Annotated in this window: 17 protein-coding genes; 15 read left to right on the top strand and 2 right to left on the bottom strand. The window is 69.8% G+C overall.

The annotated features are described in order from the left end of the window. The first annotated feature begins 109 nt into the window (after nt 1-109). Together ileS and A3G1_RS0120180 are read left to right on the top strand one after the other, a co-directional pair. Nucleotides 110-3223, top strand: a complete 3114-nt coding sequence (ileS, locus tag A3G1_RS0120185; RefSeq protein WP_018351298.1) for an isoleucine--tRNA ligase — start codon at nt 110-112, stop codon at nt 3221-3223. Nucleotides 3224-3364: 141 nt separating this feature from the next. Next, nucleotides 3365-4042 carry a lysophospholipid acyltransferase family protein gene (locus tag A3G1_RS0120180; protein ID WP_040479012.1) on the top strand — a complete coding sequence of 226 codons (678 nt, stop codon included), beginning with the start codon at nt 3365-3367 and terminating at the stop codon, nt 4040-4042. Nucleotides 4043-4114: 72 nt separating this feature from the next. Here the strand turns inward: A3G1_RS0120180 and A3G1_RS0120175 are convergent, their stop codons facing one another. Further along, nucleotides 4115-5074, bottom strand: a complete 960-nt coding sequence (locus A3G1_RS0120175) for a hypothetical protein (RefSeq protein ID WP_018351296.1) — start codon at nt 5072-5074, stop codon at nt 4115-4117. A 140-nt stretch (nt 5075-5214) separates the two neighbouring features. On the opposite strand from A3G1_RS0120175, the gene A3G1_RS0120170 reads away from it, so the two are divergent. From A3G1_RS0120170 to obgE, 7 genes are all read left to right on the top strand, one after another. Next, a complete protein-coding gene (locus A3G1_RS0120170) occupies nt 5215-7143 on the top strand; it encodes a TIGR03960 family B12-binding radical SAM protein (protein WP_018351295.1) in 1929 nt (642 codons plus the stop codon). Beyond that, complete coding sequence (locus A3G1_RS0120165; protein WP_018351294.1) at nt 7140-7925, top strand: TIGR03936 family radical SAM-associated protein; 786 nt, start codon at nt 7140-7142, stop codon at nt 7923-7925. Before A3G1_RS0120170 ends, A3G1_RS0120165 begins: the two co-directional genes overlap by 4 nt. A gap of 157 nt (nt 7926-8082) precedes the next feature. Beyond that, nucleotides 8083-10851 (top strand): Rne/Rng family ribonuclease, encoded by a 2769-nt coding sequence (locus A3G1_RS0120160; protein WP_018351293.1) that lies wholly within the window; start codon nt 8083-8085, stop codon nt 10849-10851. 178 nt (nt 10852-11029) lie between these two features. Then, entirely contained in the window at nt 11030-11614 is a 585-nt protein-coding gene (locus A3G1_RS0120155; protein ID WP_157641234.1) for a hypothetical protein, read from the top strand. Between the two features lie 297 nt (nt 11615-11911). Further along, nucleotides 11912-12226: a 50S ribosomal protein L21 gene (gene rplU / locus A3G1_RS0120150; RefSeq protein WP_026212318.1), complete on the top strand. Its 315-nt coding sequence runs from the start codon at nt 11912-11914 to the stop codon at nt 12224-12226. 8 nt (nt 12227-12234) lie between these two features. After that, nucleotides 12235-12495, top strand: coding sequence for a 50S ribosomal protein L27 (gene rpmA / locus A3G1_RS0120145; protein WP_018351290.1), 261 nt, complete (start codon nt 12235-12237; stop codon nt 12493-12495). 301 nt (nt 12496-12796) lie between these two features. Continuing rightward, complete coding sequence (gene obgE / locus A3G1_RS0120140; protein WP_018351289.1) at nt 12797-14227, top strand: GTPase ObgE; 1431 nt, start codon at nt 12797-12799, stop codon at nt 14225-14227. Between the two features lie 218 nt (nt 14228-14445). Here the strand turns inward: obgE and trpS are convergent, their stop codons facing one another. Next, complete coding sequence (gene trpS, locus A3G1_RS0120135) at nt 14446-15408, bottom strand: tryptophan--tRNA ligase (protein ID WP_018351288.1); 963 nt, start codon at nt 15406-15408, stop codon at nt 14446-14448. Between the two features lie 176 nt (nt 15409-15584). Between trpS and pepN the strand changes: the two genes are divergently transcribed. The 6 genes from pepN to A3G1_RS0120105 all read left to right on the top strand — a co-directional run bounded on the left by pepN (nt 15585) and on the right by A3G1_RS0120105 (nt 21287). Continuing rightward, entirely contained in the window at nt 15585-18059 is a 2475-nt protein-coding gene (gene pepN, locus A3G1_RS0120130) for an aminopeptidase N (RefSeq protein ID WP_018351287.1), read from the top strand. Between the two features lie 113 nt (nt 18060-18172). Continuing rightward, nucleotides 18173-18763, top strand: a complete 591-nt coding sequence (gene nadD / locus A3G1_RS0120125; protein WP_018351286.1) for a nicotinate-nucleotide adenylyltransferase — start codon at nt 18173-18175, stop codon at nt 18761-18763. 71 nt (nt 18764-18834) lie between these two features. After that, nucleotides 18835-19236, top strand: a complete 402-nt coding sequence (gene rsfS / locus A3G1_RS0120120; RefSeq protein WP_026212316.1) for a ribosome silencing factor — start codon at nt 18835-18837, stop codon at nt 19234-19236. Nucleotides 19237-19243: 7 nt separating this feature from the next. Beyond that, nucleotides 19244-19834 carry a histidine phosphatase family protein gene (locus tag A3G1_RS35770; RefSeq protein WP_018351284.1) on the top strand — a complete coding sequence of 197 codons (591 nt, stop codon included), beginning with the start codon at nt 19244-19246 and terminating at the stop codon, nt 19832-19834. A 66-nt stretch (nt 19835-19900) separates the two neighbouring features. After that, complete coding sequence (locus A3G1_RS0120110; RefSeq protein WP_018351283.1) at nt 19901-20356, top strand: hypothetical protein; 456 nt, start codon at nt 19901-19903, stop codon at nt 20354-20356. 76 nt (nt 20357-20432) lie between these two features. Beyond that, entirely contained in the window at nt 20433-21287 is an 855-nt protein-coding gene (locus A3G1_RS0120105) for a DegV family protein (protein ID WP_018351282.1), read from the top strand. Nucleotides 21288-21343: the final 56 nt, after the last annotated feature.

The following is a 21343-nucleotide window of genomic DNA, read 5'->3' as shown; positions in this document are numbered from 1 at the left end:
CCGAAGAACGAGCGGGCGTCGCCAGCCATCCGGCCGGGGTCGCCAAGCGGGGTGGTACCGCGCGGGTGACCGCGTCCTCGCATCGGAGCTGACGGCCCATGCGAGAGGTATGGACATGTACCCCAAGGACGGACAGAACGTCCCAGCCAGCCCCGCCCTGCCACAGGTGGAGGAGCGCATCCTCGACTTCTGGGGGGCCGACAAGACCTTCCAGGCGAGCATCGACGCGCGTCCGGCTGACGACGAGTTCGTCTTCTACGACGGGCCGCCCTTCGCCAACGGCCTGCCGCACTACGGTCACCTGCTGACCGGGTACGTCAAGGACGTCGTGCCGCGCTACCAGACGATGCTCGGCAAGCGCGTCGAGCGCCGGTTCGGCTGGGACTGCCACGGCCTGCCCGCGGAGGTCGAGGCGGAAAAGCAGCTCGGCATCACCACGAAGGCCGAGATCCTCGCGCTGGGCATCGACAAGTTCAACGAGGCGACCAAGGCCTCGGTGCTGAAGTACACCAGCGAGTGGGAGCGCTACGTCAACCGGCAGGCCCGCTGGGTGGACTTCGCCAACGACTACAAGACGCTCGACCTGAACTACATGGAAAGCGTCATGTGGGCCTTCAAGACCCTGTACGAGAAGGGCCTGGTCTACGAGGGCTACCGCGTGCTGGCCTACTGCTGGCGCTGTGAGACCCCGCTGTCGAACACCGAGACCAAGATGGACGACGTGTACCGGGACCGCCAGGACCCGGCCCTCACCGTCTCCTTCACCCTGACCGCACCCGGCCACGAGCTGGACGGCGCGAAGATGCTGGTCTGGACGACGACCCCGTGGACCCTCCCGTCGAACCTGGCGCTGGCGGTCGGCCCCGAGCTGGACTACGTCGTCGTCTCCCTCGGCGGCGAGCGGTACGTGCTGGGCAAGGACCGCCTCGGCGCCTACGCCAAGGAGCTGGCCGACGCCGAGCCCGTCACCATGGTCAAGGGCCGCGACCTGGCAGGCCTGCGCTACGAGCCGATGTTCCCGTACCTGGTCGAGGCCGGTGGCCGCAACGCGTTCCAGGTGCTGGCGGCCGACTACGTGTCGGCGGAGGACGGTACCGGTGTCGTGCACCAGGCCCCGGCCTTCGGTGAGGACGACCAGGCCGTGTGTACCGCGGCGGGCATCCCGACCGTGATGACGGTGGACGACCACACCAAGTTCACCTCGCTCGTCCCCGACTACCAGGGCCTGCAGGTCTTCGAGGCCAACAAGCCGATCATCGCCGAGCTCAAGTCCCGTGGCGCCGTGCTCCGGCACGACTCCTACGTGCACTCCTACCCGCACTGCTGGCGCTGCGACACCCCGCTGGTCTACAAGGGCGTGTCGAGCTGGTTCGTGGCCGTCACCAAGGTGAAGGAGCGGATGCTCGAACTGAACCGCGAGATCACCTGGGTGCCGGAGCACATCAAGGACGGCCAGTTCGGCAAGTGGCTGGAGGGTGCGCGGGACTGGTCGATCAGCCGCAGCCGGTTCTGGGGCTCGCCGATCCCGGTGTGGAAGTCGGACAACCCCGACTACCCGCGCCTGGACGTGTACGGCTCGCTCGCCGAGCTGGAGCACGACTTCGGCGTCAAGGTCACCGACCTGCACCGGCCGTTCATCGACGAGCTGACCCGGCCCAACCCGGACGACCCGACCGGCCAGTCGGTGATGCGCCGGACGAGCGACGTGCTGGACTGCTGGTTCGAGTCCGGCTCGATGCCGTTCGCCCAGGTGCACTACCCGTTCGAGAACGCCGACTGGTTCGAGTCGCACTACCCGGGTGACTTCATCGTGGAGTACACCGCGCAGACGCGTGGCTGGTTCTACACGATGCACGTGCTCGCCACGGCGCTGTTCGACCGGCCGTCGTTCCGCAGCGCCGTCGTGCACGGCACCCTCCTCGGCGAGGACGGGCGCAAGATGTCCAAGAGCCTGCGCAACTACCCGGACGTCTACAAGATGTTCGACCAGTACGGCTCGGACGCGATGCGCTGGTTCCTCATGTCGTCCCCGGTGCTGCGCGGCGGCGACATGTCGGTGACCGAGAGCGGGATCAGGGACTCCGTGCGGCAGGTCCTCCTGCCCCTGTGGAGCACCTGGTACTTCTTCTCGCTGTACGCCAACGCCTCCGGCTACGAGGCGACCTGGCGGACGGACTCGGAGAACCTGCTCGACCGGTACGTGCTCGCCAAGACGCGTGACCTCGTGGACACCGTCACGGCCCAGATGAACGCCAACGACGTCTCCGGCGCGTGCGGCACCGTCCGCACGTACCTGGACGCGCTGACGAACTGGTACGTCCGCCGGTCCCGCAACCGGTTCTGGGAGGGCGAGGCCGACGCCTTCGACACGCTGTACACGGTGCTGGAGACGCTGACCCGGGTCATGGCTCCGCTCGCCCCGTACGTGACGGAGGAGATCTGGAAGGGCCTGACCGGCGGGCGCTCCGTGCACCTGGCCGACTGGCCGGACGCCGCGAAGTACCCGGCCGACGCGGCCCTGGCGTCCGCGATGGACTCGGTCCGTGAGGTCTGCTCGGCGGCGCTGTCGCTGCGCAAGGCCACCGGCCTGCGGGTCCGGCTGCCGCTCCAGACGCTCACCGTGGCCACGCCGCGCGCCGGGGCACTGCGGCCCTTCGCCGACCTGGTCGCCGACGAGGTCAACGTGAAGGAGGTCGTCTTCACCCCGGAGCTCGGCGCCTACTGCGAGCAGGTGCTGAGCCTGGTCCCGAAGGCACTCGGCCCGCGCCTCGGCAAGGACGTCCAGCGCGTGATCAAGGCCGTCAAGGCAGGGGAGTGGTCCGTGTCCGGCGAGACCGTCACCGCCGGCGGGGTCGAGCTGCTGGAGGGTGAGTACGAGCTGAAGCTGGTGGCCGCCGACGCCGAGCACTCGGCGCCGCTGGCCGACGGCGTGGTCGTCCTCGACGTGCACGTCACGCCGGAGCTGGCAGCTGAGGGCCTGGCCCGCGACGTCGTCCGCGTCGTGCAGCAGGCCCGCCGTGAGGCCGACCTGGCCGTGTCCGACCGGATCAGCCTGGTCGTGCAGGCCTCCGAGGTCGTCTCCAACGCCGTGAAGGCCCACCGGGACTTCATCGCCTCGGAGACCCTGGCGACCGAGGTCGCGCTCGGTGAGGCCGCCGGCGGCTTCGCCGGTGAGGCCGGCGAGGAGACCATCCACGTGAAGGTCGCCGCCACCCGGGCGTAAGTGATCGTGGGACCCCTCACGTCGTGACAGCGACATGAGGGGTCCCACGTCGCACGGGGCCGAAGCAATCAGGAAACATCCGCTGCCTAGAGTGGTCGGGGCACGGTGACCTGGGAGGTTTGAGTGACGGCGCTGTACAGGATGGCGAAGGTGGTTGTCGGGGCCCCGCTGAGAGGCGTGCTCCGCCCGCGTGCCGAGGGCCTGGAGAACATCCCGCGCTCGGGTCCGGCGATCCTCGCCTGCAACCACCTGTCGGTGTCGGACCACCTCTACCTGCCGCTCGTCGTACCCCGGCCGATCGCCTTCATGGCCAAGGCCGAGTACTTCATGCAGCCGGGCATCAAGGGCTGGGCCCGTGGCGCGCTGATCAAGGGCATGGGCCAGATCGCGGTGGACCGCTCCGGCGGCCGGGCCGGTGTGGACGCCCTCAAGCGCGCGCTGCCCGTCCTCCAGAACGGCGGCCTGCACGGCATCTTCCCCGAGGGCACCCGCTCGCCCGACGGCCGCCTCTACAAGGGCCGGACCGGCGTGGCCCGCCTGGCACTGGAGGCCAAGGTGCCGGTGATCCCGATCGGCCTGATCGGCACCGACGTGGCCCAGCCGATCGGCAAGGCGATGCCGGACCCGCGCGCCGAGGTCATTATCAAGATCGGCAAGCCGCTCTACTTCGGCCGGTACGAGGGCATGGAACGCGACAAGCACATCGTCCGCGCCGTCACCGACCAGGTGATGGACGAGATCCGCCGGCTGACCGGGCAGGAGTACGTCGACCGCTACGCCCCGCGCAACACCAGCAAGGGTGACACCGGCGGCGAATGAGGACTCCGCCGCAGGTACAAAAATCAAAAACAGCCCAGCTCACAACCGTGAGCTGGGCTGTTTCGCAGGACGTTACTTCAACCCGTCCATTGTGGCTTTGGCGAGGGCTTTCAGCTTCGTGGTGAGCGTGGCCTCGTCGTAGGAGTTGAACGTGCCGTTCATCCGCAGGCCGATCACCAGGTTGCTGTCCTGGATGGTGACCTCGTAGGTCACGCTCTTGAAGGACGAGTAGTCGCGCTTCGTCACGACCTGGTAGGCCTGCTCGCCGAGGTCGGAGACGGCGCTCTGCGTCCGGTTGCTCTCGCTGCGGCCGTCGTCGTACTTCTTCTGCGAGGCGTACGTCTCCTTGGCCTTCGTCGGCGTGTTGTTCAGCTTCACGTCGATGCTCAGGTTCGCGGAGTTGTTCTTCTCCGACTTGAACTTGATCGAGCACGAGGTCGTCTTGTACAGCGAGGAGCCGTAGTCGGCGGCGCGGTGCTCCGGCGTGCCGTCCACCGTGCCCAGCACGCTCTGCACGTCCGTCGTGCTGATCTTCTGGCACAGGTCGGACGTGTACTTGTACTTGCCGTCGGTGCTGCCGCCGCCACCGGAACCGCCGCCGGTGCCCGTGGTGCTCTTCACCGTCTCACGGGTGAGGAACCACACGCCGGCGCCGCAGCCCGCGACCAGCACGAGCGCGATCACGATGCCGCCGACGATCCAGCCGACCTTGCTGGACGACTTCTTGGCGGGCGGCGGGGCGATGTAGGTCTGGTCGTACGGGCCCTGCTGCTGGTAGGGCACGCCCGTGACGGGCGGCGCCGACATCGGCTGGCCGTACTGGTCGTACTGCTGGGGCTGGCCGTAGGGGTCGTAGCCCTGCTGGGGCTGTGCGTACGGGTCGTACCCCGGTGCCGTGTACGGCTGCTCGTACTGGACCGGCTGCTGCTGGTCGTACTGGCCGGGCTGCTGCGGGACGGCGTAGGGGTCGTAGCCCGGCTGCTGCCCATCGTTCTGGGGCTGCCACCCAGGGCCGTACTGGGGTGTGGTCACGCTGGGTCCTTCCGGGGCCGATCATGCGTAGCGGGCCTGATTGTGTCGTATCGACGCCCGTGCCGCATCCGCTCGTCAGCCCACATTCTGCACGGCCCGCGCAAGGGTGTGACCGGGGCCGCCCCATACACTGGATCGTTATGAGCGTTCCTAGTGTCTTTCCCCGGCTCGAGGCCCTGCTGCCGAAGGTCCAGAAGCCGATCCAGTACGTGGGCGGCGAGCTCAACGCCGTCGTGAAGGACTGGGACGCCGCAGTGGTCCGCTGGGCGCTGATGTACCCGGACGCCTACGAGGTCGGCCAGCCCAACCAGGGCGTCCAGATCCTCTACGAGGTGCTCAACGAGCTGCCGGACGTGCTGGCCGAGCGGACGTACTCCGTGTGGCCAGACCTCGAGAAGCTGATGCGCGAGCACGATGTGCCGCAGTTCACAGTCGACGCGCACCGCCCGGTCAGGGAGTTCGACCTGTTCGGGGTCTCCTTCTCGACCGAGCTGGGCTACACCAACCTGCTCACGGCCCTCGACCTGGCCGGCATCCCGATCGAGAGCAAGGACCGGGACGAGTCGCACCCGGTGCTGATCGCCGGCGGGCACGCCGCGTTCAACCCGGAGCCGATCGCCGACTTCATCGACGCCGCGGTGCTCGGCGACGGCGAGGAAGCCGTCCTGGAGATCACCGAGATCGTCAGGTCCTGGAAGGCCGAGGGCCGCCCGGGTGGCCGCGACGAGCTGCTGCTGCGCCTGGCCCGCACCGAGAGCGTCTACGTCCCGCGCTTCTACGACGTCGACTACCTCCCGGACGGCCGGATCCAGCGCGTCGTGCCGAACCGGGCTGACGTGCCGTTCCGGGTGCACAAGCGCACGACGATGGACCTCGACGCCTGGCCGTACCCGAAGAAGCCGCTGGTCCCGCTGGCCGAGACCGTGCACGAGCGCTACGCGGTCGAGATCTTCCGTGGCTGTACCCGTGGCTGCCGGTTCTGCCAGGCCGGCATGATCACGCGGCCGGTGCGGGAGCGCAGCATCACGACGATCGGCGACATGGTGGAGAACGGGCTCAAGGAGTCCGGGTTCTCCGAGGTGGGCCTGCTCTCGCTGTCCAGCGCCGACCACACCGAGATCGCCGAGACGGCGCGCGGGCTGGCCGACCGGTACGAGGGCCAGAACATCGGCCTGTCGCTGCCGTCGACCCGGGTCGACGCCTTCAACATCGACCTGGCCAACGAGCTGACCCGTGGCGGCAAGCGCTCCGGCCTGACCTTCGCCCCCGAGGGCGGCTCCGAGCGGATCCGCAAGGTCATCAACAAGATGGTCTCCGAGGAGGACCTGATCCGCACGGTCGTCACCGCCTACACGGCCGGCTGGCGCCAGGTGAAGCTGTACTTCATGTGCGGCCTGCCCACCGAGACCGACGACGACGTGCTCCAGATCGCCCGGCTCGCGCACGAGGTCATCAAGGCCGGCCGGGCAGCCACCGGCACCAAGGACATCAAGTGCACGGTGTCGATCGGTGCCTTCGTGCCGAAGCCGCACACCCCGTTCCAGTGGGCCTCGCAGGCCGACGTGGAGACCGTCACCCGCCGGCTGAAGTCGCTCAAGGCCGCCGTGATGGCCGACAAGTCGCTGGGCCGGTCGGTCGGCGTCCGGTACCACGACGGCGAGCCCTCGGTCGTCGAAGGCCTGCTGTCGCGCGGTGACCGGCGCGTCGGTGCCGTGATCCGCAAGGTCTGGGAGGGCGGCGGCCGCTTCGACGGCTGGTCGGAGCACTTCTCCTACCAGGCGTGGGTGGACGCTGCCGCGGACGTGCTGCCCGGATTCGGCGTGGACCTCGACTGGTACACCCTGCGCGAGCGCGGCGAGACCGAGGTGCTGCCCTGGGACCACCTCGACTCCGGCCTCGACAAGGACTGGCTCTGGTCCGACTGGCAGGACGCCCTGAACGCCGTCGAGCTGGACGACTGCCGCTGGACCCCGTGCTTCGACTGCGGCGTGTGCCCGGCGATGGACACCGAGATCCAGATCGGCCCGACGGGCAAGAAGATGCTGCCCCTGAGCGTGGTGAAGTCATGAGCAAGCGCCGTCAGCCCGACAACCCGCAGGCGCCGGTCGTCCAGAAGGTCCGGCTCCGGTACGCCAAGCGCGGCCCGCTGCGCTTCATCTCGCACCGCGACTTCGCCCGGGCCTTCGAGCGGGCGCTGCGCCGCGCCGAGGTCCCGATGGCGTACTCGCAGGGCTTCAGCCCCCACCCGAAGATCTCCTACGCCTCGGCGGCCCCGACCGGCGTGGCCAGCGAGGCCGAGTACCTGGAGCTGGGCCTCCAGACCCTCGCCGACCCCGCAGAGCTGGCCAAGCGGCTCGACGAGGTGCTGTCGCCGGGGATCGACGTGGTGGAGGCCGTGACGGCCCTGCCCGGTACCTCCCTCGCCGACCGGATCGACGCCTCGCACTGGCGGATCGACCTGCCCGGCCTGGCGCTCGCCGAGGTGGAGGCGGCCGTCACAGCGTTCCTCGCGGCTGAGACTGTCGAGGTAGAGCGGCTGATGAAGCAGGGTATGCGCAAGCTGGACGCCCGCCAGCCGGTCGTGTCCGCCACGGTCTCGCAGGTCAGCGAGGTTGACCCCGCACCGTGTGTGATAATCGAACTCGTCGTGCGGCATGTAACACCGTCCGTCCGACCCGACGATGTGCTCAGTGGCCTGCGTGTGCTGGCCGGCCTGGAGCCACCGGTGCCGCCTCGCGCGCTCCGGCTGGCGCAGGGCGCGCTGACAGAGCAGGGCCGCATCAGTGACCCGCTGGACGCGGATCGCGAGGCCATCGCCGGTGAGCGCGGCGCGGAGACCGTCTCCGCGTAGCGCCGCATGAGCCGTCAACCGTGACGGGCCAGGCCGGAGTTGCCGGCCTGGTTGGCCAGACTTCGGCGTTCCGCCCCTCGGAGCGCCGTGATCAGCGTCCGATCCTGCGTGGCTGCGTTCTCGCGCCCGGGATCTGGCAGAACTGGAGAACACCCGGATGCTCGACAACGAGCCGACGGGCGGCACGGAGGCTGGCACTGAGCCTGCCACCGGTACCGCCCCTGACACTGAAACCACGGCGCCTGTCCGTAAGCGGGCGCCTCGTAAGCGCGCTGCGGCCACCGCGCCGCCAGCCGAGGCAGCTGAGAGCCCTGCGGCCGCTGAGGGTTCCGCGGCTTCCGAGGGGGAAACGGATGAAGCCCCCAAGGCTCGCCGTACCCGGAAGAAAGCCGCAGACGCCCCCAAGGCCACGCGTACCCGTAAGAAAAAGGCAGAGGTAGCAGAAACCGCAGAAGCGGAAGAAACTGCCGAAATCAGTGAAGAAGCAGCAGAGCCGGAGGCCGTCGAGGCCACCGAAGCCGACGCTGCGGACGAGGCCACTGAGGAAGCCGCCGAAGAGCTTGAGGCTGAGGCCGAAGAGGAGCACGCGCCCGTCGAGAAGCCCTCGCGCCGCCGTAAGGGCGGCCTGGCTGCCACCGTCGTCTTCATGCCGCCGGAGCCGGTGAAGCCGGTCGCGGTGATGGGCGCTGTGACCTCGCCGTTCACTGTGCCATCGGCCCAGACGCCCGCGTCGCCGTTCGGCGCGCCGTCGCTGATGCCCGCGCTCGTCACGCCGTTCACCCCGCCGGAGACCCCGGAGCCGGAGGCCGCCGAGCAGCAGGAGGAGATCAGCTCCGTCCGCCGCCGCCGTTCCCGCCGGGACCGCGCCGAGGAGGTGGTGGCCGAGGAGGTCACCGAGGCCGAGGACGCCGAGGAAGCCGACGACGAGGACGACGACGCCCCCGAGGGCCGCCGTTCCCGCCGCCGCCGTGGCCGCCGTGGCCGTGGCCGGGGCAAGGGCGGTGCCGAGGACTCCGACGACGAGACCGCCGAGGCCGACTCCGACTCCGACGAGGAGGAGCCGGAGGACGCGGAGGAGGAGACCGCCGAGGCCGAGGACGGGGAGGACACCGAGGTCGATGGCGACGGCTCGATCCGCCGCCGTCGCCGCTCGCGCCGCCGCCGGGGCTCCGGCGAGGAGACCAGCGACGACCCCAACGTCGTCGTCAAGATCCGTGAGCCGCGCGCCGCGGCCGACGAGGTGCAGGGCGTGTCCGGCTCGACCCGGCTGGAGGCCAAGCGCCAGCGCCGCCGGGACGGCCGCGAGCAGCGCCGGACCCGCCCGCCGATCCTCACCGAGGCCGAGTTCCTGGCCCGGCGCGAGGCCGTCGACCGGGTGATGGTGGTCCGCCAGCTCGGCGACCGTACCCAGACCGCCGTCCTGGAGGACGGTGTCCTGGTCGAGCACTACGTTGCCCGCGCCTCGCAGTCGACGATGGTCGGCAACGTGTACCTCGGCCGGGTCCAGAACGTGCTGCCCAGCATGGAGGCGGCCTTCGTCGACATCGGCCGTGGCCGTAACGCCGTCCTCTACGCCGGCGAGGTCAACTGGGACGCCGTGGGCCTGTCCGGCCGTGGCCGCTCGATCGAGCAGGCCCTGAAGCCGGGCGACTCGGTGCTCGTCCAGGTCACCAAGGACCCGGTCGGGCACAAGGGTGCCCGCCTGACCAGCCACATCGCGCTCTCCGGCCGTCACCTCGTGTACGTGCCGCACGGCAACGCCAGTGGCATCAGCCGCAAGCTCTCCGACACCGAGCGCAAGCGGCTGCGCGACATCCTCAAGCAGCTCGTCCCGGACGAGGCCGGCGTGATCGTCCGCACGGCCGCCGAGGGCGCGAGCACCGAGGAACTGGAGCGCGACGTCACCCGGCTCCAGGCCCAGTGGGAGGCGATCGAGGCCAAGTCGAAGTCCGGTAGCGCGCCCGTCGCGCTGTACGAGGAGCCCGACCTGGTCATCCGGGTGGTCCGCGACCTGTTCAACGAGGACTTCCGCGAGCTGATCATCCAGGGCGACGACGCGTGGGACCAGGTCGAGCCGTACCTGGAGCACGTCTCGCCGGACCTGGTCGGCCGCCTGAGCCGGTACTCCGGTGTGGTCGACGTCTTCCAGGCGATGCGGATCGACGAGCAGATCATGAAGGCGCTGGACCGCAAGGTCTTCCTGCCCTCTGGCGGCTCGCTGGTCATCGACCGGACCGAGGCGATGACCGTCATCGACGTGAACACCGGAAAGTTCATTGGGCACGGCGGCAACCTCGAGGAAACGGTCACCAAGAACAACCTGGAGGCCGCGGAGGAGATCGTCCGCCAGCTCCGGCTGCGTGACATCGGCGGCATCATCGTCGTCGACTTCATCGACATGGTGCTGGAGAGCAACCGGGAACTGGTGCTGCGCCGCCTGACCGAGTGCCTGGGCCGGGACCGGACCAAGCACCAGGTCACCGAGATCACCTCGCTCGGCCTGGTCCAGATGACCCGCAAGCGGATGGGCCAGGGCCTGCTGGAGGCGTTCAGCGAGACCTGTGACTGCTGCAAGGGCCGTGGCCTGATCATCCACCCGGAGCCGGTACTGGAGCCGGGAGCGGCCAAGCCGAAGCAGCAGGCCCAGCAGTCCGAGGACAAGCCTGCCGAGGGCAAGAGCAAGCGCAAGCGCCGCCGTGGCGGTGCCCGGGACGAGGAGTCCGAGGACACCCCGCAGGCCGAGCCCGCCGACGACGACCGTGAGCCGGTACTCGCCGGGGCCGTCACGGTCGCGGCGGCGGCACCCTCGCAGCCGTCGATCACCGTGCGGGCCAGCGACGACGACCCGGACGCCGCGAGCGAGGACGAGCACTCCGAGGAGCCGGGGCGCCGGCGCCGCAGGTCCAGCAGGCGGCGCGGCAAGTAACGCGCTCGGCTGCAGGTACGCGCAGCTCTGGGTAACAGTTCGTGAACCGGCCGGGATATCCATCCCGGCCGGTTCGCTGTCCGGGGTATCGTCCACGGGTTCTGTCCGCGCGGGCCAGCCTGACCGGAGGCCGGCGCGGGAACACCCCTTCATGCAAGAGCGAGTCGGGAGCGACGAGATGCGTTTGGTACGGGGCATGGCCGTGGCGGCTATGGTGACGATCCTCGCAGCCGGGTGCGGCAGCGAATCGAAGAAGGACACCGCTGGCGACAACAAGAGCACGGGTTCGCCGACGGCCGCGGCCGGCTCGACCCCGTCCGCTGGCGCGTCGGCCGGCGCGGGCAAGGGCACGAGCACCCCGGGTACCGGTGGCGGCGGTGGCGCGGACGTGGCTGCCAACACCAAGGAGACGTGCGCCAAGCTGAAGACCACCGAGGAGAAGTTCCGCAAGGTGGCCGGGGACATGGCCAAGGAACTGATCACCGTGGCGACGACCGGCGACGAGTCCGCGATCAAGGGTCTGATGCAGAAGTACGGCAAGTCCTACGCCGAGATCGCGACCTCGACGCAGGAGCTGTCGAAGACCGTCGCCGACCCGGCGCTGAAGAAGGCCGTCACGGACTTCGCCGGCGGGCTCAAGGCCCAGGCCGACGCGATGGCCAAGGCCACGGACCCCGACCAGCTCCCGAACGACCCGAACATGGACCCGGTCGTCGCCCAGATCGACAAGACCTGCGGCACGACCTTCGCCGGAGCGTCGTAAGCGGCGGGGCGCCAGGCGGCCACCGCGCGCGGCAGCCACGGCGCCATCGGGTACCCTTGGCCGGGTCAGCAGCGCGTTTTGCCTGGTGACCCGGCCCACACGGGGCCGATTTGAGGGCACGGGGACACGTGAAGTACCCTTGCCTACGGCGCATTTCGATGCGCCCCGTTCGCGTTGCGTGCACGGCACCCCGGTTCGTCCGGTAGCCCAGCGAGTCAGCGCGACGCGCGATTCATGTCCGAAGCGCCGCTGTGTCTCTCCGTGACACCGGCTGCCACCAGCGAGGAGACCTGCGTCATGTACGCGATCGTCAAGACCGGCGGCAAGCAGTACAAGGTCGCTGAGGGCGACGTGATCGAGGTCGAGAAGCTCCTGGGTGAGCCGGGCGACACGGTGACGCTGCCCGCGGTGCTCCTGGTCGACGGCGAGTCCGTGGTGACCGACGCCGCGAAGCTGTCCGGCGTGGCCGTGACCGCCGAGCTTGTCGCCCACACCAAGGGCCCGAAGATCCGGATCCACAAGTTCAAGAACAAGTCTGGTTACCACAAGCGGCAGGGTCACCGTCAGCCGCTGACCCAGGTCAAGGTCACCGGCATCAAGAGCGGGAAGTAGGCGTCGAGATGGCACATAAAAAGGGTGCGTCCAGCTCGCGGAACGGCCGGGAGTCCGCAGCCCAGCGGCTCGGCGTCAAGCGGTTCGGCGGTCAGCTCGTGAACGCGGGCGAGATCCTCGTCCGCCAGCGTGGCACCAAGTTCCACCCGGGTGACCTGGTCGGCCGTGGCGGCGACGACACGCTGTTCGCGCTGTCCTCCGGTCACGTGCTGTTCGGCACGCGGCGTGGCCGCAAGACCGTGAACATCGTTCCGGTCGCGGCGAACTAACCAGCAGTCTCCGCTTACGGCGCGGTGGCCGGGGCTTTAGTCCCCAGGCCGCCGCGCCGTTTGCTTTTGCCCAGCCTCTTTTTTCTTTCCTCGTACCCGCTGCCAGGCCCCCGGCCGGGCGCGGCACCCGGGCCGGGTGGCTGGAGTGTCTGCCAGATCACGGTGCCGGACGGGAAACCGGGAGGCTGGTCCCGGGTTACCCATATGGGTGAGCGGGTCAGGACCGGGCTGGCTGAGGTAAACCTGCGGGCGAAGCCGCCCCAGGTGGAAGTATGTAGACGAACCAGCAGGAGGAGGACGCGTGGCCACGTTCGTTGACCGGGTTGTGCTGCACGTGGCGGCCGGTAACGGCGGGCACGGCTGCACGTCGATCCACCGCGAGAAGTTCAAGCCGCTCGGCGGGCCGGATGGCGGCAACGGCGGGCACGGCGGCAACGTCCTCCTCGTCGTGGACCCGCAGGTGCACACGTTGCTCGACTTCCACTACAAGCCGCACGCCAAGGCCGGCAACGGCACGCCGGGCCAGGGTGGCAACCGGGACGGGGCCAACGGCGCCGACCTGGTGCTCCGGGTGCCGGACGGCACCGTCGTGCACGACAAGGACGGCGAGGTCATCGTCGACCTGGTCGGCGCGGGCACCGAGTACATGGCGGCGATGGGCGGCCGGGGTGGCCGGGGCAACGCCGCGCTGGCGACCAGCAAGCGCAAGGCACCGGGCTTCTCCGAGCTGGGCGAGCCGGGCGAGGTCCTGGACGTCGTCCTGGAACTCAAGAGCGTCGCGGACGTCGGCCTGGTCGGCTACCCGAGCGCCGGCAAGTCCTCGCTGATCGCGGCCCTGTCGGCGGCCCGGCCGAAGATCGCTGACTACCCGTTCACGACCCTCGTGCCGAACCTCGGGGTGATCCGCCTCGACGACAAGACGTTCACGATGGCCGACGTGCCGGGGCTGATCCCGGGCGCCGCGCAGGGCAAGGGCCTGGGCCTGGAGTTCCTGCGGCACATCGAGCGGACCGCAGTGCTGGTGCACGTGATCGACTGCGCGACCCTGGAGCCGGGCCGTGACCCGCTGTCGGACATCGACGCGCTGGAGCACGAGCTGGCGGAGTACGGCGGGCTGGCCGACCGGCCGCGCGTCGTCGTGCTGAACAAGATCGACGTACCGGACGCCAGGGACCTCGCCGAGATCGTCCGCCCCGACATCGAGGCGCGCGGGCTGCGGGTGTTCGCGGTGAGCGCCGCGTCCCGTGAGGGCCTGCGGGAGCTGACCTACGCCCTGGGTGACATCGTCGCCGAGCACTGGGCGAGCCAGCCGGTACCGGAGGCGACCCGGATCGTCCTGCGCCCGAAGGCCGTCGACGACTCGGGCTTCACGATCGAGCAGGACGAGGAAGGCGTGTACGTCGTCAGGGGCGGCAAGCCGGAGCGCTGGGTCCGCCAGACCGACTTCCAGAACGAGGAAGCCATCGGTTACCTGGCCGACCGCCTGGCCCGCCTGGGCGTCGAGGACGCGCTGGCGAAGGCCGGCGCGGAGCCGGGAGCCCCGGTCCGGATCGGCACGATGGAGTTCGACTGGGAGCCGACGGTCCACGCCGGCCTCGACGTCGAACCGGTCGGCCACCGCGGGACCGACGTCCGGTTCCAGGGCTCGGACCGCCCGCAGGCCAAGGACCGCCTCGCGGCCCGCAAGGCCCGGCGGGTCCGGCCGGAGGGCGACACGGCCGGCGACTTCTAGCCGAGCGAGGGCTGACAGCCGCCAGCGCTTCGCGTGCGGCTGCCTTGCTCTCGTGGTGAGAGCGGGGCAAGCATTCAGGCCACAGCTTCCGGCCGGGTAAGGCACCCGGCCGGGCTGCCGGGTGGCCCCGGGCTGAAACGGCGGGGGCCTGCCCGGCCAGGGTGCCGAGGTCCTGGACTGGGTACAGAGGACTCAGGGGTGGTGCGGCCGGGTTCTCTTCATCCCATCACCAGCCCGATCGCCTGCTTGGCTCGCCGGACCGTCACCGACGCCACTTCGCGTGCCTGCTCGGCTCCTGCCGCGAGTTCCTTGCGGACCTGGCCGGGGTCGAGTTCCGCGTACCGTTCCTGGATCGGCCGGACGACCTCGACGACGGCGTCCGCCACCGCCTCCTTCAGCCCGCCGTACGTCGTGAACTGCCCGGCCAGCCCGCCCGGTGTCCGCCCGGTACAACCAGCCAGGATGGACAGCAGGTTCGACACTCCGGGCTGTTCGGCGGGGTCGTAGTGCACTGTGGACAGCGTGTCGGTCACCGCGCGCATCACCTTGCGGCGGATGACTTCCGGCTCGTCGAGCAGCCGGATGCTGCCCGTGTCCGTCGAGCCGGTCTTGCCCATCTTGCGCGCCGGGTCGCTGAGGTCCATCACGCGCGCCGCGAAGAGCGGGCTGACACCCTTGGGTACGGCGAAAGTGGTGCCGTACAGGTTGTTGAAGCGCTGGGCGACGCTCCGGGTCAGCTCGATGTGCTGGAGCTGGTCCTCGCCCACGGGTACCTCGTCGGTGTCGTGGAGCAGGATGTCGGCGGCCATCAGGACGGGGTAGGTCAGCAGGGCCAGGCGCGACCCGCTGCCACCCTTCTCCTTGAACTGGATCATGCGGTGCGCCTCGCCGTAGCTGGTGACGCATTCGAGCAGGTAGTGCAGCTCGGTGTGCTCCGGTACCTGGGACTGGAGGTAGAACTGGCTGGCGTCGACCCCGCTGGCCAGCAGCAGCCCGGCCACTTCCATCGACAGTTCTCTGAGCGTGGCCGGCGTGTGCGGGACCGTCATCGCGTGCAGGTCGACGATCATCACGGTCGTGCGGTTGCCGTCCTGGCGGGCGACGATCGGCCTGATCGCGCCGAGCAGGTTACCGAGGTGCATGTGGCCGGTGGGCTTGAAGCCCGTGAGCAGGCGGGACATTGAGTCTCCTCGAAGGGTTGGCGTGGGGCCTGCCCGTCCGGAGACACGAAAAAGCCGCCCCCGGCAGGGGCGGCCGCGACTGATTGGGATGCGCAGGTGGACCGCCCGTCAGGGCAGCCACCAGTTCCGAACACTAAGCATCCGCATGTGCCGACGGTAGCAGCTAGGGTGGCGGCATGCCTAGCCTGACTCGTCACGAGGCCGCGGAACGCGCCTCCACGATCACTGTCCGGACCACGTCCGTCGAGCTGGACTTGACCACGGGGAGCGAGACCGAGTTCCACTCCGTCACCCGGCTCAGCTTCGACGCGTCCGGCGACCGGACATTTATCGATATCAAACCGGCCACTCTGCACTCCGTGACGCTGAACGGCGTGGCGCTGGACCTCGCCGGGTTCGCCGACGAGCGCATGACGCTGACCGGCCTCCAGCCGTCCAACGAGCTGGTCGTCGTCGCCGACATGCTGTACTCGCACGACGGTGAGGGCCTGCACCGGTACGTGGACCCGGCCGACGGCAACGTCTACCTCTACGGCCACACGTTCCTCGACGCCGCCCCCCGCGTCTTCGCGTGCTTCGACCAGCCGGACCTCAAGTCCACGTACACCTTCACGGTGAAGGCGCCGGAGGACTGGCTCGTGCTGGGCAACGCCCCGGCTGCCAAGGGTGCTGACGGGCTCTGGCGTACCGAGGAGACCAAACCCCTCTCCACCTACTTCGCCGTCGTCATGGCCGGCCCGTACCACGCCGTGTACTCCGAGCACGACGGCATCCCGCTCGGCCTGTTCGCCCGGCAGTCCCTCGCCGAGTACCTGGACGCCGACGCCGCCGAGCTGTTCGAGGTGACAAGCCAGTGCCTCGACGAGTACAAGCGCCTGTTCGGCATGAAGTACCCGTTCGGCAAGTACGACCAGGTGTTCTGCCCGGAGTTCAACGCCGGCGCGATGGAGAACCCGGGTGTGGTGACCTTCCGCGACCAGTTCATCTACCGCTCGGCCGTGACCGATGCCGAGCGTGGCTTGCGGGCGATGGTCGTGGCGCACGAGATGGCGCACATGTGGTTCGGTGACCTGGTCACCATGCGCTGGTGGGACGACCTGTGGCTGAACGAGTCGTTCGCCGACTACATGGGTCACCGGGTGACCGCCGACGCGACCCGGTTCTCCGAGGCGTGGACGGCCTTCGCCGTCGAGAACAAGCCGCGTGGCTACGCCGCAGACCAGCGCGCCTCGACCCACCCGATCTCGGCGGACGTCCCGGACGCGATGGCCGGCCTGCTGAACTTCGACGGCATCTCGTACGCGAAGGGTGCTTCCGTCCTCCGCCAGCTGGTCGCCCGGATCGGCGACGAGGCGCTGCTGGCTGGCCTGCGCGAGTATTTCGCCCGCTACTCCTACGGCAACGCGGAGCTGAAGGACTTCCTGGAGGTCCTGGGGAACGCGGCGGGTACCGACCTGAGCGGCTGGGCGCAGAAGTGGCTGCGCGAGGCCAACGTGAACACGCTGTACCCGGAGATCACCGTCGCGGACGGCCGGATCGCCACGGCGGCCATCCGCCAGACGGCAGAGCCGACCCACCCGACGCTCCGCCCGCACACCCTCAACGTCGGCCTGTACGGCGCTGGCGGCCAGGAGACAGTCCGCGTCGACATCGACGGCGAGCTCACGAGCCTCCCGGAGCTGGTGGGCAAGCCCGCGCCGGAGTTCCTGCTGCTCAACGACGGTGACCTCGCCTTCGCGAAGATCCGTTTCGACGAGGCTTCGCTGGCCGTACTCCCGGACTTCCTCCCCGGCCTCGACTCCCTCAACCGGGCGATGGTGTGGAACGCGCTGCTCCAGGCCGTCAGGGACGGCGAGCTGCCGGGCACCTCGTACGTGGACGTCGCCGTGCGGACGCTGGGCTCGGAAACCCAGATCGCCACGCTCACCGAGGTGCTGAAGAGCATCAAGTGGTTCATCATCGACACGTACGTGGCGCCGGCCGAGCACGCCGCCGCGCTGGCCAGGGTGGCATCCAGCTACCGCGAGTTCCTGGCGGCGGCCGAGCCGGGCAGCGGCCGGGCGCTGGCGCTGTTCCGGGCGCTGATCGAGTCCACGGCTGACGTCGCCGAGCTTCGCGGCTGGCTCGCCGGCGAGAACGTCCCGGCCGGGCTCAGCATGGACATCGAGCGGGCGTGGCAGGTCAGGTACCGGCTGGCGATTCTCGGCTCGCTGACCGCCGGGGAGCTGGCGGAGGCCTCGGCCGCCGACCAGAGCGCGCAGGGCCAGGAGTACACGGCGCTGTGCTCGGCCGCCACGCCGGCCGCCGAGGCCAAGGCGAAGGCCTGGGAGTCGATCATGACGGACGGCCAGCTGTCCAACTACGCCGTCTGGAACCTGGCCAGGGGCTTCTGGCAGCCGGAGCAGCGCGAGCTGACCCGCCCGTACGTCGAGCGCTACTTCACCGAGCTCCCGGCGACCGGCAAGCTCCGCAGCTTCCAGGTCACCGAGACCCTCGCCGTGTACCTGTACCCGAGGTACGAGCTCGACCGGGAGACCCTCCGCCACACCGCGACGCTGCTGAGCCGCGACGACATCGAGCCTTCGGTCCGCCGGGCCGTGGTCGACCGCACGGACGACCTGCGCCGCTCGATCGAGGCCCTCAAGCTCTAGCCGTCTCACCGGCCGGTGCACGGGGCGCGCCGCGAACGCGGCCGCCCCGTCGCCGGTACCGGAAAATCGGCTGCCGGACCAGGCAGCCCGCCGGCCGGTGAGATCATGGGCTGGTGAAGAAACGGATCGGGATCATGGGCGGGACCTTCGACCCGATCCATCACGGTCATCTGGTGGCGGCCAGCGAGGTGGCCGACCGGTACGCGCTGGACGAGGTGGTCTTCGTCCCGACCGGCCAGCCGTGGCAGAAGTCGGGTGCCCCGGTCAGCGCCGCCGAGGACCGGTACCTGATGACGGTGATCGCCACCGCCTCCAACCCGCGCTTCCACGTCAGCCGGGTCGACGTGGACCGCCGTGGCCCCACCTACACGGTCGACACCCTGCGTGACCTGCGCGCGGCGTACGGCCAGGACGTGGACCTGTTCTTCATCACGGGTGCCGACGCGCTGGGGAAGATCCTGTCGTGGAAGGACACGACGGAGATGTTCTCCCTGGCGCACTTCATCGGCGTGACCCGTCCGGGCTACCCGCTGACCGCCGACCACCTCCCCGCCGACTCGGTCAGCCTGGTCGAGGTACCGGCGATGGCGATCTCGTCGACGGACTGCCGGGCGAGGGTCGCGGTGGGCAAACCTGTCTGGTATCTGGTGCCTGACGGTGTGGTGCAGTACATCGCCAAACGCCGGCTTTACGAGTGGGAGTAAACGGCCCGCCCGTGCAAGACTGGTGGGTACGCCCTGGCAGAGGGTGGCTAATGCGATAAAAAGGGAGAATTGTGACTGCATCTGACCGCGCCGTGGAGCTCGCGCTCGCCGCAGCTCAAGCCGCAGCGGACAAGAAGGCCGAGGACATCGCGATCATCGACGTGAGCGATCACCTGGTCATCACAGACGCCTTCATGATCGCTTCCGCCCCGAACGAGCGGCAGGTCCTCGCCATCGTCGACGCGATCGAGGAAGCGCTGGTCGCGCTCCCGGAGAAGGCCAAGCCGGTCCGCCGGGAGGGCGAGCGCGGAGGTGGCCGCTGGGTCCTCCTCGACTACCTCGACATCGTCGTGCACGTCCAGCACGCCGAGGAGCGCGAGTTCTACGGCCTGGACAACCTGTGGAAGGACTGCCCGCAGATCGAGTTCGTGGACCGCGACCTCGTCCCCGCCGAGCCAGCCGAACAGCAGTAACCCCGCGATGACCAGGCTGATCCTCTGGCGGCACGGCCAGACGGAGTGGAACTCCAGCGGCCGCATGCAGGGTCAGACCGACATCGCCCTGGACGCGACCGGCCGGGCGCAGGCCGCGGCAGCCGCCGAGGTCCTCGCCCGGCTTGAGCCGTCCCGGATCGTGGCCAGCGACCTCCGCCGCGCCTTCGACACCGCCAGCTACCTCGGCGAGCGCACCGGCCTGCCGGTCGCCTCCGACAAGCGCCTGCGTGAGCGCGGGTTCGGCGAGTGGGAGGCCATGCGCCGGGTGGAAGTGGCCGAGAAGTACCCGGACTCCTGGGCGCTCTGGATGGCGGGCAAGCCGCTGACCGGCCACGGCATCGAGTCGTGGGACGAGGTCGGCACCCGCATGCTGTCCGCGCTGCTGGACGCGGTCGAGGGCGCCGAGGGCGTCGTGGTGGTGACGGGCCACGGTGGTTCGATCCGCCGGGGCATCGACCTGCTGCTCGCCGCGCAGGGCTTCGAGGGGCGTTTCGACGTCCTCGGCAACTGCCACTGGGCCGACCTGCGGCTGAGCAAGGGCGAATGGCGCATCTCCGGCTACAACGTCGCCGCCTGACCCAGGATCGATCTGCCCTGATCGGCAGCCCGGAACCAATGATCGGCTAGTAGCGTCTGAGGGACTATGAACAACCCTCTGCGGCTGCTCGCCACCGCCACGCTCCTGCTGCTGCCGGTGGCTGGCTGCTCCGCGTCCTCCACGCCACCCTCGGCCTCACCCACCACGGCGGTCACAGTGACGTCCAGCGCATCCCCCTCGTCTCCGTCCTCCTCGTCGCCGAAGCCCTCTGCGCCGGGCGCGACCCCGTCCAAGCCCCCGGCCGCGACGGTCGCCCCCGGGGTCACCCCGCCCCCGCCGAAGGGTGAGAAGACGATCACCGGCACGGTCGAGGCCGGCGTCGAGCAGGGCTGCACGCTGCTCAAGACATCTTTCGAGACCTATCTCCTGCTCGGCGGTGACCGCACCCACATCCGTGAGGGCGCCAGGATCACGGTGCGCGGCACGGCGAAGCCCGACCTGCTCACCACGTGCCAGCAGGGCGTGCCGTTCCAGGTGGCGGAGGTCAGGCCCGCGAGCTGAATCGTGGTGGCCAGCCTCCCGTCACCCGGCGTTCAGCCGGGGCTAGCCTAGGGGGAGCCCATCTCTGAGGAGCCCCATGCCGCGCCGCCGCGTCGCCGTAGTCACCGACTCCACCGGCTGCGTCCCCGAGACGGTGGCCCGCAGGCACCGGCTCGAAGTCGTCCCGCTGACCGTGCTGATCGGTGGCGTGGAGGGCCGTGAAGGCATCGACGTGACCTCCCGCGACATCGCCGCCGCCCTGAACGCCCGGCGCTACACCCCGAGCACCTCCCGCCCCAACCCGGAGGAGTTCGCCCAGGTCTACCGGCGGCTCCTCGACGGCGGGGCCCCAGGCGTGGTCTCGGTCCACCTCTCGGCCAAGCTGTCCGGCACCTACGACTCCGCCCTGGTCGCGGCACGCGAGTTCGGCGACCGGGTGGCGGTCGTCGACGGCCGCAGCACCGGCATGGGCCTGGGTTTCGCCGCGATGGCCGCCGCCAGGTCAGCCGCCGAAGGTCAGGACCTCGATGGTGTACGCGCGGCGGCGGAGTCCACAGCCAGCCGCACCCAGACGTTGTTCTACGTCGACACCCTGGAGTTCCTCCGGCGCGGTGGCCGGATCGGAGCCGCGTCGGCGCTGCTCGGTACCGCGCTCGCCGTCAAGCCGATCCTCCACGTCTCCGAGGGCCAGGTCGTGATCGCCGAGCGGGTCCGTACCTCGTCCCGCGCCCTCGCCCGCCTCGTCGAACTCGCGGCGTCCAGCGTGGACGGCCCCGTCGACATCGCCGTGCACCACCTCGCGGCGGAGGACACGGCTGCGAACGTCGCCGGCCTGCTCCGCGAACGGCTCGGCGACCGTCTGGGCGACATGTACACGACGGAGGTCGGCGCGGTCGTCGCCGCACACGTCGGCCCCGGCTTGATCGGCGTTGTCGTACACCCACGCGACTAACGGCTTCCGTGCACGCACCCCCGCTCTAGCTGGGCCTCGTACCCACAGGGTTATCC

The sequence above is a fragment of the Longispora albida DSM 44784 genome, assembly GCF_000379825.1.
Lineage (GTDB): Bacteria > Actinomycetota > Actinomycetes > Mycobacteriales > Micromonosporaceae > Longispora > Longispora albida.
The sequence above is the reverse complement of the archived record's forward strand: the minus strand, read 5'-3'. Positions and strand labels throughout refer to the sequence as shown.

Coding starts and splice junctions, on each gene's coding strand:
- A3G1_RS0120160 (WP_018351293.1), top strand. CDS start 8,083: ATGCTCGACAACGAGCCGACGGGCGGCACGGAGGCTGGCACTGAGCCT.
- A3G1_RS35770 (WP_018351284.1), top strand. CDS start 19,244: ATGACCAGGCTGATCCTCTGGCGGCACGGCCAGACGGAGTGGAACTCC.
- ileS (WP_018351298.1), top strand. CDS start 110: ATGGACATGTACCCCAAGGACGGACAGAACGTCCCAGCCAGCCCCGCC.
- A3G1_RS0120105 (WP_018351282.1), top strand. CDS start 20,433: ATGCCGCGCCGCCGCGTCGCCGTAGTCACCGACTCCACCGGCTGCGTC.
- A3G1_RS0120165 (WP_018351294.1), top strand. CDS start 7,140: ATGAGCAAGCGCCGTCAGCCCGACAACCCGCAGGCGCCGGTCGTCCAG.
- A3G1_RS0120110 (WP_018351283.1), top strand. CDS start 19,901: ATGAACAACCCTCTGCGGCTGCTCGCCACCGCCACGCTCCTGCTGCTG.
- rplU (WP_026212318.1), top strand. CDS start 11,912: ATGTACGCGATCGTCAAGACCGGCGGCAAGCAGTACAAGGTCGCTGAG.
- rpmA (WP_018351290.1), top strand. CDS start 12,235: ATGGCACATAAAAAGGGTGCGTCCAGCTCGCGGAACGGCCGGGAGTCC.
- A3G1_RS0120180 (WP_040479012.1), top strand. CDS start 3,365: ATGGCGAAGGTGGTTGTCGGGGCCCCGCTGAGAGGCGTGCTCCGCCCG.
- trpS (WP_018351288.1), bottom strand. CDS start 15,408: ATGTCCCGCCTGCTCACGGGCTTCAAGCCCACCGGCCACATGCACCTC.
- A3G1_RS0120170 (WP_018351295.1), top strand. CDS start 5,215: ATGAGCGTTCCTAGTGTCTTTCCCCGGCTCGAGGCCCTGCTGCCGAAG.
- A3G1_RS0120155 (WP_157641234.1), top strand. CDS start 11,030: ATGCGTTTGGTACGGGGCATGGCCGTGGCGGCTATGGTGACGATCCTC.
- pepN (WP_018351287.1), top strand. CDS start 15,585: ATGCCTAGCCTGACTCGTCACGAGGCCGCGGAACGCGCCTCCACGATC.